Source organism: Photobacterium ganghwense (genome assembly GCF_017329545.1).
Lineage (GTDB): Bacteria > Pseudomonadota > Gammaproteobacteria > Enterobacterales > Vibrionaceae > Photobacterium > Photobacterium ganghwense.
The window spans coordinates 346,660-362,761 of record NZ_CP071326.1 but is presented as its reverse complement, the minus strand read 5'-3'; the positions used below and the strand labels follow the sequence as shown (position 1 = coordinate 362,761).

Below are 16,102 nucleotides of genomic sequence, written 5' to 3'. Positions count from 1 at the left end.
TTAATACGCCTTATGCACAACGAGCGGTGTGATATTCCCAAAATCAGACAGCGTTTGGATTAGTGCGCCAGTTTTGGAGTCAATAACATCAAGATTCATCTCACCGTTCGTCACAACAAGGGCTGGATTTTCACCGCGGGTAACTGACATCGATACCGCCCAATTAGGTGCATCTATCGTTCTGATACGCGCTTTGGTATTCACATCGAACACCCAAACTTGTGAACCGCCGTGGGTTTGAGAGCCATCAAATCCTTCCGGATTCATGATCACGTAAAACAAGCCCTGGTCATCTGAGTCGGTTAATGCCAATCCGCCCGGACGCCAATTGGTGCCCTGCTCTGTTACCAGATTCCACTTTCCTCGGTATCGAGCCACTTCACCCGATAAGTCCACTTCATGGACTTCACCTTTAAAACCAGGGAAATAAGCGATGCCATCAATAATGGCGGGTCTTTCAAAAATAGGCGTTTTGTCGGTGTCAAAAAACGGGGCCACAAACTCTTGTCGCTGTTTACTGCCGTCTTTATTCAAAACCGTTGTCAATAATGCGCCATTACTACATAGCGAGGTAATGCTGCGTTGCCCCGTAGCAAAAGTCAGCACACACCCTGGTGTATCAATAGAGCCGACAATTTTGCGCAGTTCTAAGTCATAGACGGTAAAAGATGCCGCCGGGCTGAAGTTTGCGATATAAAGAAAACGCTCATCAGGCGACATTGCCATCGCGTGTCTTCTGGGTAGAGCCATCAGACGCGTCTTCGTTAATTGCACTTCTTTCACCGGTGCCAATGTCTCTTTATTGTAAATAACTAACCAGTCTGTCTTCTTTCCCCGACTTCCTCTCTCATGGAAACTTTCCACCACGTAGAATTCATTTCTTTTCTGTGCCGTGAGAAAGTTACCAATCAGACTTTTATCGACCATCCCTTTAATACGCTTACTATGCGTTGGCTCAAGGGCATCCATCAAAATCATTTTGCCGCCAAACATACTCGAAAAACTGGTTTCGTCGACATAGATCCAGCTCTCCGGAAAGGCTTTTGGCAGCCTTTCTACTTTACCGACCGTCTCAATCGGTAAGCTAGGCAGGGAGCTATTTGGCGTGACCGGTTGTGTGACTTGGTGTGTGGCCTGCTGGGTAGCCGAACTTTCGTCACTACCAGCACTGACTTCTTGGTTACTGCTACACGCTGCAAGTTGCAGAGCCCCAAGAAGACATAAACTCCATTTCAGTAAATTACTTTGGTTCATTTCATTCTTCCCTGAATAAAATTATGCTTTACACACTTTGACGGTTTTCAAAGAAACATATTCATGCAACCCATACTCACCAAATTCCACGCCTAAACCTGACTGTTTAACGCCACCGAATGGCGCATTCGGCTGAATCGCACCATGGTCATTAATCCAAACGGAACCACTTTCAATGTCTTGAGCAACACGTTGAGCCTGCTCCACATCACTGGTCCAAAGTGATGCGCCAAGCCCATACGGAGAGGCATTGGCAAACTGAATCGCCTGTTCAATATCTGAATATTTGATGATGGGCAGTACAGGACCAAACTGTTCTTCATCAACAATTGGCATCCCGTTATGTACATCGATAAGAATGGTTGGCTCAAAGAAGTAGCCTTTCCCTTCGATTGGCTTCCCGCCTGCAAGAACCGTCGCGCCATTCTCAACGGATTCCTGAACTAGCTGACAGACTTTATTGAATTGAACTTCATTTTGAAGTGGACCCAACTGAGTCTCATCAAGCATTCCATCGCCGACTTTCACTGCCTGTGCCATTTTGGTAAGCGCTATACAAACGTCATCGAAAAGGCTTTCATGCACATATAAGCGCTTCAAACAGGCACAGGTCTGGCCATTATTATGAAAAGCCGCAGTGAACAGCTTCTCGGCAATGTTCTCGACCTTCGCATCAGGGAAAACAATACCTGCGTCATTGCCGCCGAGTTCAAGTGTCAGGCGCTTTAGACTGGCTGATGCCGACTGCATGATGTGCTTACCCGTTTGGGTTGAGCCAGTGAACACAATTTTGCTGACACCAGGATGTGTCACCAGTGTCTCACCCACGTCGGCATCACCAGTAATGACGTTTAGTACGCCTGGAGGAAGAATGGAGTTTGCCAGTTCAACAAAGCGCAGCGTCGCAATTGGCGTCAGGGGTGAAGGCTTCATCACCACGGTATTACCGGCTCGCAATGCAGGAATGACATGCCAGATAGCAATCATCAACGGCCAGTTCCAAGGTGTAATCGATGCTACAACGCCTAATGGCTGGCGAACGACTTCGACTTTAGCAATTTCAGAATCTTCAATGATTTCATTGCCAAGAGACAAACTGCCGGTATATTGCGTCCAGGCGACAGACGCTCCGACTTCCATGATGGATCCAATTCCATTCAATCCATTAACAGGTTTACCCGTTTCCTGAGTCACCAGCTGTGTCAATTCCGCCATGTTTGCTTCAAGCAGCGATGCAAGCGCATTAATTTTATCCACGCGAACGCTATCTTCCAGAGCACTCCACGGCTTAAACGCGCGAGATGCCGCCTGTACGGCCAGCTCAACATGTTCCCGACTGCCCAGCGCACAACGTGCAAATGCCTCTTCTGTTGCAGGATTTATCACAGACAATGATTCTGTAGCAGAAACCTGTTCACCATTTATTGTCATAGAAAAATTTCGCATTACTTCATCCCATATGAATCCGATTTAACGACTTCAGCATGATTCTTAAAAACCATGCACTCCCTGTACACAAAGGCATCATAAGAAGAAAAATTATCATTCAGCCTAAAACAAAAGTAATTCGCATCATTTCAAAAAACAACAAAGATGTATCACTTTTGTTATAAAAATGTTTCCAGTGTGATTTTTGTGGCAGTATTTTGGGGATGTTTGGAAGTGAAATAAGTGTAGCGATTCATATTAAAAGCTTTAGATGCCAAGAGGCATATGCAAAGCTTTGTATGGAAGAATTCAGATACAATGACAGAAAGTATTGCTTTGCCAGTAGGTGACAGGCGACAGTTAACGTTTGTGCTGGTCATGGCTGGTACAGAACTTCTCAGACATTCAGCACACGCGCCACGCCTCTAGACGTTATTCATTAAAAACATTCCCTCTGTTTCTCACTATTATTCTTTATTACTCAATGAGTTCTATGAACTTATTGATGATTTGGTTGTGCTTTAATCCGCTTTTGGTAACCAGTGAAATATCAGAACTGAAGTTAAAAACCTCAGGAAACAAGGGACGCATTTGCCCTTTCGCACACCAATAGTCAGCATAGTGTTGCGGAAGAAAGCCAATATAAGTGCCTGTTAATATGAGAAATGCGATGCCTTCATGGTCAGACGCCGTGGCCGTGCATTTTAACTGCTGATACAGATCGCTGACTTCTGGAGACATTCTGTGTCGCGTTATCACTGCATTGGTGTGCTTAAGGCATTCAATTTCCTGATCGCTTTCAGAAAAAAAAGGATGCTCATGGCTGCAGTACAGGAAATAGTTTTCGCTATACAAGGCTCGGTAGTCAAAGTTGTTACTTTTGTTATTGGTCGGGAATGCGCCCACATGAAACCGGCCATCGATTAACCCTTTTTCTATATCTGCCGGCATCGACATCGTGATGTTGATGTTTATTTTTTCACTCATCTTGCGGATGTGCTTGAGCGCGCGGGTGATTTTCATATGAGGCTGGGTCACCAGATTGTTAACCAGTGCGATATTGAGTTCACCACGCAGTTCATTATTGATTTGGTTAACGTCATTTCGGAACTGTTCAATCGAAGCAAGGAGGATGTCGGCAGACTCCAGTACCGCTTCGCCTTCATCGGTCAGAGTAATGCCCCCTCTGCCTCGATGACACAGCTTCATGTTCAAGCGTTTCTCAAGGTCACTCATTTGTAGCGATATCGCCGACTTAGTAATACCGAGAACAGGTTCTGCTGCGGTATAGCTGCCACACTCAACCACCGTTTTAAAAAGGCGGATCAATTTGACGTCAAAGTCGGTGATCTGGTTAATGATGCTTTTGCTTCTATTGTTGAGTTTTTTCATAACCAACGTACAGTATATTTATAATTTTCTAAACATACTCATGTGATAAAAATAAGTCCAGTCAATACAAGGACGACATAACGATGAGTAAATATAAATTTGCACAAGATGGACTAGAGACAGATCTTTCTGCTCATTGGATGGCCTTCACTTCCAATCGCAGCTTTCACCAAACCCCACGCATCATCACTCAAGCCCAAGGGTCTTGGCTGAAAGATGCAAGTGGCCGAGATATTTACGACTCGCTATCTGGATTATGGACATGTGGTGCCGGACACGGTCGCCAAGAAATTCAAAAGGCGGTCTCTGAACAAATGGGCACGCTGGATTACTCACCTGCGTTCCAATTTGGCCATGAGCTTTCCTTTAAGCTGGCAGAGAAAATCGTCGAGAAAATGCCTGAGGGATTAGACCATGTTCTGTTCACCGGTTCAGGCTCGGAATGCGCTGATACGTCATTAAAACTGGCCAGAGCCTATTGGCGTGTAAAAGGCAAAGCATCGAAAACTAAACTCATCGGCCGGGCGCGTGGTTACCATGGCGTTAACTTTGGTGGCACCAGCTTGGGCGGTATCGGCGGTAACAGAAAAACCTTCGGCCAGTTAGTCGATGCTGATCATATTCCCCACACATTGCAGCCTGATTTAGCCTTCACAAAAGGCTGTGCGGACACCGGTGGTGTAGAACTTGCAAATGAGTTTTTGAAACTCATTGAACTGCATGACGCATCCAATATCGCAGCCATTATTGTTGAACCCATGTCAGGCTCAGCAGGCGTAATTGTACCGCCGACAGGTTACCTACAACGTCTGCGTGAAATTTGTGACCAGCATGACATCCTGCTGATCTTTGATGAAGTCATTACCGCCTACGGGCGAATGGGTTGCTGGAGTGGTGCGGAGTACTTTGGCGTGACGCCGGATATCATGAACACAGCCAAGCAGCTGACCAACGGTGCAATCCCGATGGGCGCAGTGATCACATCCCATGAAATCTACCAGGCCTTTATGGAGCAGGATTTACCGCCTCACATGATTGAATTTGCACATGGTTACACCTACTCCGCCCATCCGGTCGCGTGTGCCGCAGGTTTAGCCACATTGGATCTGTTAGAAAAAGACGCACTAATTCAGCAGTCGCGTGAACTTGCGCCTATTTTCGAAAACAAGTTGCACGCCATTCAAGGCGCTAACCATGTTATCGACATCCGAAACTGTGGCCTCGCCGGCGCAATTCAGATTGCCCCAAGAGACAATGATCCAACCGTTCGACCGTTCGAATGTACATTGTCACTGTGGGAAAAAGGATTTTATGTTCGCTCAGGCGGCGACACGATTCAATTTGGTCCGACGTTTAATGCTAAAGCCGATGACCTTGAGCGTTTATTTGACGCGGTTTACGAAACATTGAATCAACTAAATTAAAAATTAAGCAAAGGAAGTCAGATCATGGACGTTATTTCGCATTTTATTGCCGGAGAGACAGTTTCCCACTCAGGCACAACCATCGATGTTTATAACCCTGCGACGGGCGAGTCAATTCGCCAGATTGAAATGGGCACGACAGAAACAGTTCAGCAGGCGGTAGTAGCGGCGAAGCGTGCCTACCCGGCATGGAGCAAAACGCCACCGCTGAAAAGAGCGCGAGTCATGTTTGCATTCAAGCAGCTATTGGAAGAAAACCAAGACCAAATCGCGCGTTTGATCAGTGAAGAACACGGTAAGACAATCGAAGATTCGCTGGGCGAGCTTCAGCGTGGGATTGAGAATGTTGAATACGCCTGTGGCGCACCAGAGCTGCTAAAAGGCGAATACACCAGAGGAACCGGGCCGGGTATTAACGCGTGGAGTGACCACAAGCCTGTCGGTATTGTTGCCGGTATCACGCCATTTAACTTCCCGGCGATGGTCCCGCTTTGGATGTACCCACTGGCGATTGTTTGCGGTAACTGTTTCATTCTTAAGCCGTCAGAGAAGGTGCCAGCGTCAACCCTGTTCATTGTTGAACTATTACATAAAGCAGGGCTGCCAAGTGGCGTGTTGAATCTGGTTAATGGTGGAAAAGAGGTCGTCGATGCTTTAATCGAGGCACCAGAAGTAAAAGCGATGAGCTTCGTTGGCTCAACCCCTGTTGCTGAATACATTTACTCTGAAGGCACCAAACGCGGCAAGCGTGTTCAGGCACTTGGCGGGGCTAAAAACCACGCGATCATCATGCCGGATGCAGAAGTCTCGAGTACCGTCAATGCCCTCATGGGTGCGGCATTTGGTTCGTGTGGTGAGCGCTGCATGGCGATTTCTGTTGCCGTCTGCGTGGGTGATGAAGTGGCAGATAATCTGGTGAAGGAACTGACGCCTTTGATTCAAGAACTGCGGGTCGGTGCTTATACACAAGATTCTGTTGATATGGGTCCAGTGATTGCCAAAGAGCATCTGGCGAAGATCTCTGGTTATATCGCAGGCGGTGTTGAGGCAGGCGCTGAACTAGTCGTGGATGGCCGAGGCCTGTCGGTCCCTGACTTCTCTACCGGCTACTTCATTGGTGGCAGCTTGTTCGATAAAGTGACGCCCGATATGAAGATTTACACCGATGAAATTTTTGGCCCTGTGCTGTGTGTGGTTCGCGTGAAGTCCCTTGAAGAAGGTATTCAGCTCATTAACGAACACGAATTTGGAAACGGAACCTGTATATTTACACGCGATGGTGAAACGGCAGAGATCTTCTGTGATGAAGTGGAAGCCGGCATGGTAGGCGTTAATGTGCCGCTTCCGGTGCCTGTGGCTTACCATAGCTTTGGCGGCTGGAAACGTTCGTTGTTTGGCGATCTGCATGCCTATGGCCCTGACGGTGTGCGTTTTTACACGCGCCGTAAATCCATTACTCAAAAATGGCCAAAGCCACAATCTAACGAAACCGCGCAATTTGCTTTCCCTAGTAATAAATAGCGTTTGTATCCTTGGCTATTCACACTTCTCCCAGCGTTGGCGCTGGGGGAAGTGCGTTTAGTTATGACGTACTAACTGAGCCTCACTCAGAAGAGGCTCATACTTTTAGAAAGGCTGTGCCAACGTTTGACTCGTTGTTCGCTATGAGGGTTTTGTTGAGCGATTCTGTGCACCAGCATGTTGGTGAAACATGTAGACCAATTTTTTAGTGTGTAACCTAGCGCTTAATTGACGCTTATTAATTGCAGTTTAGTCAGCAAAGCCGAACCCTTCAGGCTTAATCCGCTCCTTTTAAGAGCCTTTAACTGGAAGCTTCCTAGTTAAAGGCTCTTTTGTCTTTGTGTTAAAAAGAGCGATAATACCGCCACTCGCGAGTTTATGACTCTAACCAAAGAAAACCATAAGTAGCACAACAGCAATGACAACACAGTCAACGGTCATTATTGGACTGTACAACCCGAAAAGCCCGACCAACGTTGGAGCCGTGATGCGAGCCGCAGGCTGTTATGACGCCACACAAGTGCGCTATAACGGCACGCGCTACAACCGCGCAGCAAAATTCCAAACCGATACACAAAAAACGCATGAACGCATTGAGTTAGTTGAGATGGATGATCTCACTGCCGGACTTAATGAGGACGTAGAGATCGTGTGTGTAGAACTGGTTGTCGGTGCCACCGCACTGCCTTCGTTTACCCACCCGAAAAAAGCCATCTATCTGTTTGGCCCCGAAGACGGCTCTTTGCCGCAAGAGGTTGTCGATAAAGCGACGCATGTTGTGTACGTACCGACCAACGGCTGCATGAACCTCGCCGCGACCGTCAATGTTTTATTGTATGACCGCTTAGCTAAAACAGCGGGTATGGTTGATGACCACCAGCAAGTTATCGCCAACCGAGACAACAAGAACAGGTTAAAAGTCAGAAACGACGCCTAAAAATACAGCGATGTAGTCGCGACATCGCTATTAGGGGGCAACCATTTCCGCCCCCTTCTGTTTAACACCGATAAGCACCCAAGGGATCACAGAGCTATTTATCTGTTTATCTGTTTATCTGTTTATCTGTTTATCTGTTTATCTGTTTATCTGTTTAATGGTATGCCGTTTATTTAAAACCCAAATGTTTTTATCCCGTTGATAGATACCCTGAATTTAATCAATCACATCAACACCGGAGTTTATGAATAGATTTACTACCGTATCGTTGCCTTATTAATGCCTAACGCCTTAATTTTTGAACGCAGTGTATTTGGGTTAATAGCCAATAATTGTGCGGCACCAAATGGTCCCTCAACACGCCCACGACAATGAACCAACGCTTTCGTTATATGCAGTTTTAATGCTTCATTTAATGTCAGAAATTCCGTTGAAACTTGAGTTCGACTGTAAACCTGAGGTACAGCGCAAGCGCCACGGTCCAGTGAAGGCAGAGGAAGCACCAACGATTCTTCAATCGCCAGAAAATTACCCTGCCCCAGTATTGCAGCTCTCTCGACAATAACCTGAAGCTCACGGACATTACCGGGCCAATTGTATTTTTTCAGGTAATTGATTTGCTGCGCCGTGGGTAACGCTAACGGTAAACCGAGCTTTTCTGAGGCTTTTCGGGCAAAGTGTTCGGTTAAATCGGCGATATCTTCTTCTCTTTCCCGCAACGATGGCAACCGAATAGGAAATACATTGATTCGAAACCAGAGATCTTCACGAAATTGCCCCTCTTTAACCGACTCTTCTAAGTTTCGATGCGTTGCAGCCACAATCCTGACATCAACGTCAATCTCCCTCTCGCCACCCACACGGGTCAGCGTGCTTTCCTGAAGTACCCTGAGTAAACGAACTTGCGCTGCTAAGCTCAGCTCACCGATTTCATCTAAAAAAAGTGTCCCGCCAGTGGCTCTTTCAAACCAGCCTTTCTTTTGAGATGCCGCCCCTGTAAAACTGCCTTTTTCATGCCCGAATAACTCAGAATCAATTAATTCGGCCGGAATCGCACCGCAGTTAACACGAATAAAACTGCTGTGACCCCTTGCAGAGTGTTGATGGATATAACGGGCGATAAGCTCTTTACCTGACCCGGTCTCACCCAGTATTAATGCCGTAGAGTCCGTTTGCGCAACTAAATCGACCTCACGGATTGCACGTTTTAGTCCCTTGTCATGGCCGACAATCATGATTTCCCTTTATAAAAAAACTCATGGCTTTTCAGTTAGATTAAAAGGGATAAATGTTATTTATAAATGATTTTTTATTACTTTATTGAATAAATGGTTATATGAACGCTTTTGAGTTATAAAATTTTCATTGTATTTCAATACCTTGAAAATACCCCTTGGCGATACTCAATCAATGGCACACATTCTGATAGCTAACAGGCTCAACTCATTATCAGGATACGGCTTATGAAAGGTAAAATTCTTATCGTCCCGGGATATAAAGGAAGCCCTGCAGGCCACTGGCAAACATGGCTTGAGGGGCACTATCCGAATAGTGACAGATTGAAATCAGTAAACGTCAATCAACCTATACTCTCAACCTGGTCCGAAGAAATTGAGCGCTATCTGGTTCAACAAAACGAACCTGTCACTCTCGTGGCCCATAGTTTTGGCTGTCTTGCTGCTGCGCATGCCATTGCAAAACATAAGAGACAGGTGAATGCCGCTTTGCTTGTTGCCCCCGCTTCACCTCACCGTTTCACAGAACAGGGACATATCACTCACTACCCAACATCACCTTCAATTTCAGATAGTCTACCAAGCTCTCCGCTTGGGGTGACAGGGCTGATCATCGCTTCCCAAAACGATCCCTGGCTAGCTTATCCGGATGCCCATGAACTCGCAGTACGGTGGGGAGTGCGATTCCACAACGCTGGTTACGTGGGACATATCAATATTGAATCCGGGCACGGTCCATATCCCAAAATCAAAAGCCTGCTAGATAACCTCATTGCTACTACAGAGACAACAGCAACTAAGTAGAGTCACGCGACTGCGCTCCTTTTTCAGTGAAAAACTACGATATCTCACTGTTTTTTAGTTATAAAAATTTAGCACTTATAGAACCAAACTATTTTTTCTATTGTATTTCAACAACTTAAATTTTGGCATATTTCTTGTTTTGTATGTGTGGTGTCGACATTGTCGACACCACATCATTAGAAAAGAAGGAATTGTTATGAAAAAAGTAGTGGGAATTGCTTTACTTGCTGCGTTAACCGGATTTAGCGGACAACTTTGGGCTGAAACAAAAACACTGTTGAATGTGTCTTACGACCCAACCCGGGAATTTTATCGAGAGTTTAACCAAAGCTTCAGTCAGGATTACAAAGCCAAAACCGGGATAGATGTGCAGATACGCCAGTCTCACGGTGGCTCAGGGAAACAGGCTCGTGCGGTGATTGACGGCCTGAAAGCCGACATCCTGACGCTTGCGCTGGCCTTCGACATTGATGCTGTTCAGGAGCGAACAGATTCCTTCTCGCGAAACTGGCAGGCCAAACTACCTCATGCCAGCGCGCCTTACACATCAACGATTGTTTTTCTGGTCCGTAAAGGCAATCCCAAAAACATTCGGGACTGGGATGATTTGATCAAACCCGGCGTCGCCGTAGTTACTCCCAACCCTAAAACATCGGGTGGCGCGCGATGGAACTACCTGGCAGCGTGGGCATACGCTGCAAAACAGTATGCAGGGGATGAAACCAAAATCCGCCAATTTGTCGGTGACCTATACCGACAAGCGCCAGTTCTCGACTCCGGTGCACGGGGGGCGACCAATACATTCGTTCGTAACGGTATTGGGGATGTGCTGCTTACCTGGGAAAACGAAGCTCTGCTGACGACCGAAAAACTGCAAGGTGCCAGTGACTTTGAAATTGTGGTGCCGTCAATCAGTATTCTTGCCCAACCTCCTGTTACCGTTGTCGATAGCAATGCCGAGCAACATGGGGTAGCTAAGGAAGCGCAAGCTTACCTTGAATACCTATACAGCCCGCAAGCACAAAAGCTCGCAGCGGCACATTTCTACCGTCCGGTTAACCCTCAATATGCAGATAAGCACGATTTAGCCCGTTTCCCTGATGTGCATCTCATCACTATCGATGACGAATTTGGAGGTTGGCAAAACGCACAGAAAACACATTTCAGTGATGGTGGGATATTTGATGAAATTTATCAGCCAGGGCAGAAATAAATGAAAGGTTTCAAGCAATATTCGGTGATTCCCGGGCTTTCTCTGAGCCTGGGGTACACCCTGTTTTATCTGGGGCTGATTGTTTTACTCCCGATGGCCGCTCTGGTCAGCAAAACCATGACACTCAGCTGGTCACAATTCTGGGACGTGGTCTCTCATCCGCAGGTCGTTGCTTCATATCAACTGACGTTCGGCGCGGCTTTTGTGGCTGCGTTGATCAACCTGTTATTCGGCTCATTAGTCGCGTGGGTATTAGTCCGCTACTCCTTCCGCGGGAAACGCATTGTTGATGCGCTGATTGATCTGCCTTTTGCCTTGCCGACCGCTGTCGCGGGCATTGCATTGGTCGCGATTTATGGCCCCAATGGGCCAATCGGTGCGCCTTTACTCCAAGCGGGGATTAAAGTTGCCTACACACCTTTGGGGATCACGCTGGCATTGATCTTCATCGGTTTTCCCTTTGTGGTTAGAACCGTGCAGCCAATTTTGGAAGATTTTGAGCAGGAGCTGGAAGAAGCCGCGGCCGCATTAGGCGCAAATCGTTGGTATACCGTTCGCCACGTTATTCTTCCTCATTTATTTCCCTCGCTGCTGACTGGCTTTGCCTTAGCCTTCGCCCGCGGAGTGGGTGAATATGGCTCGGTCATTTTTATCGCCGGTAATCTCCCCTTCGTCTCCGAGATTACCCCATTGCTTATCGTCACCAAACTGGAACAGTTCGATTACCCCGGCGCGACAGCTATTGCCTGTGCCATGTTGAGTTTTTCGCTGGTGATGCTGTTTGTCATCAACAGTCTGCAAAGCTGGCTGGAACGACGAGATAAAAAACATCAGGGAGTCATGGCATGACACAGAACACGACTCAATCTCTTATTTCTCCAAGACCGACGATGAAGGTGCACCCGTCAGCAATAACCGAACAGAACTGGGTAAGAACAACTTTAACGACCATCGCGTTGGTGTTTGTGACCGCCACCCTCATTCTGCCCCTTTTGATGGTGATGTATGAAGCGTTCCGTTCCGGATGGCATGTCTATCTGGCCTCAATCACAGAACCGGATGCGCTGTCAGCCATCAAACTGACTCTGCTCGTTGCTGCCATTGCTGTGCCTTTAAACCTGATATTTGGTTTAGCTGCTGCTTGGTCGGTAACCAAGTTTGAATTTGTAGGTAAACGTCTGCTGATGACATTGATTGATCTACCATTTTCCGTTAGCCCCGTCATTGCCGGCCTGATCTTTATTCTGCTGTTCGGCAGTGAAGGCTGGTTTGGCGATGCACTGGCAAGTGCGGGGATTCATATTGTGTTTTCTGTTCCTGGTATTGTCCTGGCAACGGTTTTCGTCACTTTCCCGTTTATTGCCCGTGAACTGATCCCATTAATGCAATCACAAGGGACCGATGAGGAAGAGGCCGCCAGAGTATTAGGCGCTTCTGGCTGGCGGATTTTCTACAGTATTACGTTACCCAATATCAAATGGGCCCTGCTTTACGGCGTCATTTTGTGTAACGCACGTGCGATGGGGGATTTCGGTGCGGTTTCTGTCGTTTCCGGCCATATTCGCGGCTTAACAAACACGCTGCCGCTGCATGTTGAAGTGGTCTACAACGAATATCAGTTCACCGCGGCATTTGCCTGTGCCTCCTTACTCGCGTTATTAGCGATCGTCACCCTTGTCATCAAAGAAATTTTGCAAAGAAACCAGCACCGGGAGAAGTAATTTATGAGCATTCAAGTTTCAGGACTGTACAAACATTTTGGTCAATTCACCGCATTGAACAACGTCAGCATCGAGTTTCCCAGTGGCGGGCTGGTGGCATTGCTTGGCCCTTCCGGTTGTGGCAAAACCAGTTTATTAAGAGTAATCGCCGGTCTGGAACGTCCCGATGCTGGCACCATTACTATCCATAAGCGTGATGTTTCAGGGTTGGACATTCGACAGCGCCAGGTTGGGTTTGTGTTTCAACATTATGCGCTGTTCCGACATATGACCATTTTTGAAAATGTTGCCTTCGGTCTGCGCGCCAAACCCAAAGCGACCCGCCCTGATGAAACAACCATCAGGCAAAAAGTCAACCGACTGCTCGAACTTGTGCAGCTGGAATGGTTAGCCGATCGCTATCCTGCACAGCTCTCTGGTGGTCAGCGTCAGCGCGTGGCATTGGCAAGGGCACTGGCGATTGAGCCGCAAGTATTACTGCTGGATGAGCCTTTTGGTGCTCTGGATGCCAAAGTGCGTAAGGAATTACGCAGGTGGTTGCGCCAACTGCATGATGAGCTGCACATTACCAGCCTGTTCGTTACCCACGATCAGGAAGAAGCACTGGAGGTCGCTGATCACATTGTGGTGATGAACAAAGGACAAATAGAGCAAATTGGTACGCCGGAAGAAATTTATCATGCACCAAAAACAGAATTTGTGTACCAGTTTGTAGGTTCATCAAACCGTATTTATGCCGCTGACCGGGGATACACCTTCACCAGAAACGAAAACACCTTGAACAAGCTGTACTGCCGGCCACACGACTTTAACGTACATACCGAGCCTCAAGAACATGGGATGCCGGTCAACGTCGTTCGTAAGCTTCCGTTAGGTAACATCATACGTTTAGAAACATACAGTCAGGCCCCACAACAATTGGTGGAGGTGGAACTGGCCAGCCACGACCCAATCATCAACTTGATTCAACCAGCTGATGAAGTGTGGCTGGTACCCAAAAAAGTATCGCAATTTGCCTGATGTCATTTGGTATTGGCCGCGACGCACCCTGCGCGCGGCTAAACCGTCGGGCAATCTGGAAGCTCTCTCATTTTTTAATGATATTCAAAAACGCCACTATTGGCTTTCATTCAAAATGATTTAAAAATTAACAATCGTTCACACAAAATCCCTTAAGAATCCATGACCTTAAGGTTGGTTCACACTGACATTAGAAAAAATCAATACTTCGTGAGACTCCCTTAATGCTTCTGTTGATGAACGGTTCGCGTTTCAGCAAGAAGGGAATGGTTAGTTTTACTCATATTTAGCTGATAACTAGTCGAGTGAATGGCTAATGGTGTTTACTGAGCCAATCATTTTCCACATGGAAACAACACACAGTGGACACCATTCTGGTCACAAGTTGGCCACAGCGCAAATTTGCAGCCATTACCAGCATAACGCTAGATACGCCAAAACACGCCATTAAGCGCATTAATTTCAAGTAGATATGTGAAGTTTACTTAGAGAAGAAACTTGGAGCGGGCAGCGGGAATCGAACCCGCATCATCAGCTTGGAAGGCTGAGGTAATAGCCATTATACGATGCCCGCAAATGATTGAGCGAAGCGCTCTGCATCAGTAAGGCCGCTTCATAATGTCACATCATTGGATGAATAAAAGTATTCGCGGCAAGGTTGTGAACAAAATCACACAATTATTATTCACCTGTATTAAAAACGCTCAAAAATACAGTTCTACACACCTATTTTTATCCGTCTGACAATCTCTAGGTAGATTTAAGTCCCTGACGCTAGACACGTTATTCTGAGAACACGCCTTCTCAAGCTACGCAAACAACAATGATAATGATTTCTATTTATTACTCTCCGTGATATTGTCTCCCCTGCTTTGGTACCGGCTCTGCCGTTCAATTGCGTATGAGTGAGACTTTAATCAATGAACGCCATCAACCTCATCCAACCAGCCACTCAAGCGGCGCTGTGTGATCGTTTAAATGCCGAGCTGGCTGAACATGCCCCTTTTTATGCGCAACATTTAACAGCGATTCCCGCTCAACCTTCCGGGCATGGCGCAAATGTGTTGAATATTGAGCAACTCTTGCAGCAAGACACTTATTTTTCACTGATTGACGAGTTTGCAAGAGACTATGCAGCTCAAAGTGATAACAATGAAAAGCTTCGGGAGCGACGCGGGACTGTTCATGGTGTAGACACGAAAGCACTGCATTCCATGTGGAGCCAATGGTTTTTTGGGTTACTTGTTCCCCCATTGATGTACTGGTCTTTCGCATCCCATTTAAAGGCGAATTGGTCGCCAGAGTTGGTTTGGCTGCGTCCACATGACAGCGGGCGGCCAGAACGTTTCTTCATCGAAATCAGTCAACCCGTTTACATGCATGCGCCACTGAACCTTACTACAACCTTCTCGCAAGGCTCACTTTGTCAAAAACTGAAATCTCCGATCAAACAGATAGAGTCTTTATTAACCGACTTGCTTGCACCAATGGTTGATAGGCTAGCGTCCCTTTCTCCTATGGCGGCGAAACTGCACTGGAGTCATGCTGGTTACATTATTCACTGGTATTTAGGCCAGCTGTCACTTTCCGACGATGAACAACATTTTTGCCGGCAACAACTTTTTAATTCACCAAACCTGGGCACGATCCCGCACCCACTATGGCGAACCATAAAATTGGAAAGCCAGGAACCAACACCCCGTATAGCATGCTGCCTTCGCCACCAGCTCCCGGCGACGACAAAATGTGGAGACTGCCCGCTCCACTACCGAGGAAAGACGCCACAAGCAGGGAAAAATATCGCGAAGTAACAAAAAAGCCAGCAGAGGCTGGCTTTCTGATAAAGATAGGATGGTTAACGCCATATGACTCGTCAGGGTATCTTATGTCGCATAGGGTTTACGACGGCTGCATGATATCTATGCCTGACCAGATGAGCTGATGTGCTGGCCGAATGAATATCGTACCCTACTTTTCAGGATATTCTCCCTGATGGCCTTTTGGCTTAGTACCTTTCACTTTCCAATGTTCATTTGGATCATAAGCTTCATCACAAATATCCAGCGAGAAGCCCATATCCACGATTTCTTTCAACGTTAAATTGTCAGCCAATTTCGCTACTTCACCTGATTTATTACGTAGTTCCATTTGAT

The 16,102-nt window shown here is 46.9% G+C and carries 14 protein-coding genes and 1 tRNA gene; 9 read left to right on the top strand and 6 right to left on the bottom strand.

Translation table 11 applies throughout. The features are described from left to right. From FH974_RS17590 to FH974_RS17580, 3 genes are all read right to left on the bottom strand, one after another. Positions 1 to 1,254: an amine dehydrogenase large subunit gene (locus tag FH974_RS17590; RefSeq protein WP_207103994.1), complete on the bottom strand. Its 1,254-nt coding sequence runs from the start codon at positions 1,252 to 1,254 to the stop codon at positions 1 to 3. 21 nt (positions 1,255 to 1,275) lie between these two features. Next, positions 1,276 to 2,700, bottom strand: coding sequence for an aldehyde dehydrogenase family protein (locus tag FH974_RS17585; RefSeq protein WP_207103993.1), 1,425 nt, complete (start codon positions 2,698 to 2,700; stop codon positions 1,276 to 1,278). Between the two features lie 459 nt (positions 2,701 to 3,159). After that, positions 3,160 to 4,074 (bottom strand): LysR family transcriptional regulator, encoded by a 915-nt coding sequence (locus tag FH974_RS17580; protein ID WP_207103992.1) that lies wholly within the window; start codon positions 4,072 to 4,074, stop codon positions 3,160 to 3,162. Between the two features lie 83 nt (positions 4,075 to 4,157). Between FH974_RS17580 and aptA the strand changes: the two genes are divergently transcribed. The 3 genes from aptA (at position 4,158) to FH974_RS17565 (ending at position 7,956) form a co-directional block, all read left to right on the top strand. Beyond that, positions 4,158 to 5,498, top strand: coding sequence for an omega-aminotransferase AptA (gene aptA, locus FH974_RS17575; protein ID WP_207103991.1), 1,341 nt, complete (start codon positions 4,158 to 4,160; stop codon positions 5,496 to 5,498). Positions 5,499 to 5,522: 24 nt separating this feature from the next. Beyond that, positions 5,523 to 7,019, top strand: coding sequence for a CoA-acylating methylmalonate-semialdehyde dehydrogenase (locus tag FH974_RS17570; RefSeq protein WP_207103990.1), 1,497 nt, complete (start codon positions 5,523 to 5,525; stop codon positions 7,017 to 7,019). Positions 7,020 to 7,437: 418 nt separating this feature from the next. Next, the gene (locus FH974_RS17565) at positions 7,438 to 7,956 is read left to right on the top strand and encodes an RNA methyltransferase (protein ID WP_207103989.1); all 519 of its coding nucleotides are present in this window, start codon (positions 7,438 to 7,440) and stop codon (positions 7,954 to 7,956) included. 257 nt (positions 7,957 to 8,213) lie between these two features. Here FH974_RS17565 and FH974_RS17560 read toward each other — a convergent pair whose 3' ends face one another. Beyond that, entirely contained in the window at positions 8,214 to 9,191 is a 978-nt protein-coding gene (locus FH974_RS17560; protein ID WP_207103988.1) for a sigma-54 interaction domain-containing protein, read from the bottom strand. A gap of 228 nt (positions 9,192 to 9,419) precedes the next feature. On the opposite strand from FH974_RS17560, the gene FH974_RS17555 reads away from it, so the two are divergent. From FH974_RS17555 to FH974_RS17535, 5 genes are all read left to right on the top strand, one after another. Beyond that, positions 9,420 to 9,995 (top strand): RBBP9/YdeN family alpha/beta hydrolase, encoded by a 576-nt coding sequence (locus tag FH974_RS17555; protein WP_207103987.1) that lies wholly within the window; start codon positions 9,420 to 9,422, stop codon positions 9,993 to 9,995. Between the two features lie 196 nt (positions 9,996 to 10,191). Then, positions 10,192 to 11,208, top strand: a complete 1,017-nt coding sequence (locus FH974_RS17550; RefSeq protein ID WP_207103986.1) for a sulfate ABC transporter substrate-binding protein — start codon at positions 10,192 to 10,194, stop codon at positions 11,206 to 11,208. Beyond that, on the top strand, positions 11,209 to 12,057 hold the full coding sequence (gene cysT, locus FH974_RS17545) for a sulfate ABC transporter permease subunit CysT (RefSeq protein ID WP_207103985.1): 849 nt from the start codon (positions 11,209 to 11,211) through the stop codon (positions 12,055 to 12,057). Positions 12,058 to 12,098: 41 nt separating this feature from the next. Then, entirely contained in the window at positions 12,099 to 12,929 is an 831-nt protein-coding gene (cysW, locus tag FH974_RS17540) for a sulfate ABC transporter permease subunit CysW (RefSeq protein ID WP_207104218.1), read from the top strand. Positions 12,930 to 12,932: 3 nt separating this feature from the next. Next, positions 12,933 to 13,949: a sulfate/molybdate ABC transporter ATP-binding protein gene (locus tag FH974_RS17535; protein WP_207103984.1), complete on the top strand. Its 1,017-nt coding sequence runs from the start codon at positions 12,933 to 12,935 to the stop codon at positions 13,947 to 13,949. Between the two features lie 499 nt (positions 13,950 to 14,448). On the opposite strand, the gene FH974_RS17530 is transcribed toward FH974_RS17535, so the two are convergent. Beyond that, positions 14,449 to 14,523, bottom strand: a tRNA-Gly gene (locus tag FH974_RS17530). A 346-nt stretch (positions 14,524 to 14,869) separates the two neighbouring features. On the opposite strand from FH974_RS17530, the gene fhuF reads away from it, so the two are divergent. Next, entirely contained in the window at positions 14,870 to 15,760 is an 891-nt protein-coding gene (gene fhuF, locus FH974_RS17525) for a siderophore-iron reductase FhuF (protein WP_207103983.1), read from the top strand. Between the two features lie 157 nt (positions 15,761 to 15,917). On the opposite strand, the gene FH974_RS17520 is transcribed toward fhuF, so the two are convergent. Then, positions 15,918 to 16,097, bottom strand: coding sequence for a hypothetical protein (locus tag FH974_RS17520; protein ID WP_047884738.1), 180 nt, complete (start codon positions 16,095 to 16,097; stop codon positions 15,918 to 15,920). Positions 16,098 to 16,102 lie beyond the last annotated feature (5 nt).

Coding starts and splice junctions, on each gene's coding strand:
- FH974_RS17580 (WP_207103992.1), bottom strand. CDS start 4,074: ATGAAAAAACTCAACAATAGAAGCAAAAGCATCATTAACCAGATCACC.
- cysT (WP_207103985.1), top strand. CDS start 11,209: ATGAAAGGTTTCAAGCAATATTCGGTGATTCCCGGGCTTTCTCTGAGC.
- FH974_RS17550 (WP_207103986.1), top strand. CDS start 10,192: ATGAAAAAAGTAGTGGGAATTGCTTTACTTGCTGCGTTAACCGGATTT.
- FH974_RS17570 (WP_207103990.1), top strand. CDS start 5,523: ATGGACGTTATTTCGCATTTTATTGCCGGAGAGACAGTTTCCCACTCA.
- FH974_RS17520 (WP_047884738.1), bottom strand. CDS start 16,097: ATGGAACTACGTAATAAATCAGGTGAAGTAGCGAAATTGGCTGACAAT.
- FH974_RS17555 (WP_207103987.1), top strand. CDS start 9,420: ATGAAAGGTAAAATTCTTATCGTCCCGGGATATAAAGGAAGCCCTGCA.
- FH974_RS17535 (WP_207103984.1), top strand. CDS start 12,933: ATGAGCATTCAAGTTTCAGGACTGTACAAACATTTTGGTCAATTCACC.
- cysW (WP_207104218.1), top strand. CDS start 12,099: ATGAAGGTGCACCCGTCAGCAATAACCGAACAGAACTGGGTAAGAACA.
- FH974_RS17565 (WP_207103989.1), top strand. CDS start 7,438: ATGACAACACAGTCAACGGTCATTATTGGACTGTACAACCCGAAAAGC.
- FH974_RS17590 (WP_207103994.1), bottom strand. CDS start 1,254: ATGAACCAAAGTAATTTACTGAAATGGAGTTTATGTCTTCTTGGGGCT.
- FH974_RS17560 (WP_207103988.1), bottom strand. CDS start 9,191: ATGATTGTCGGCCATGACAAGGGACTAAAACGTGCAATCCGTGAGGTC.
- fhuF (WP_207103983.1), top strand. CDS start 14,870: ATGAACGCCATCAACCTCATCCAACCAGCCACTCAAGCGGCGCTGTGT.
- aptA (WP_207103991.1), top strand. CDS start 4,158: ATGAGTAAATATAAATTTGCACAAGATGGACTAGAGACAGATCTTTCT.
- FH974_RS17585 (WP_207103993.1), bottom strand. CDS start 2,700: ATGCGAAATTTTTCTATGACAATAAATGGTGAACAGGTTTCTGCTACA.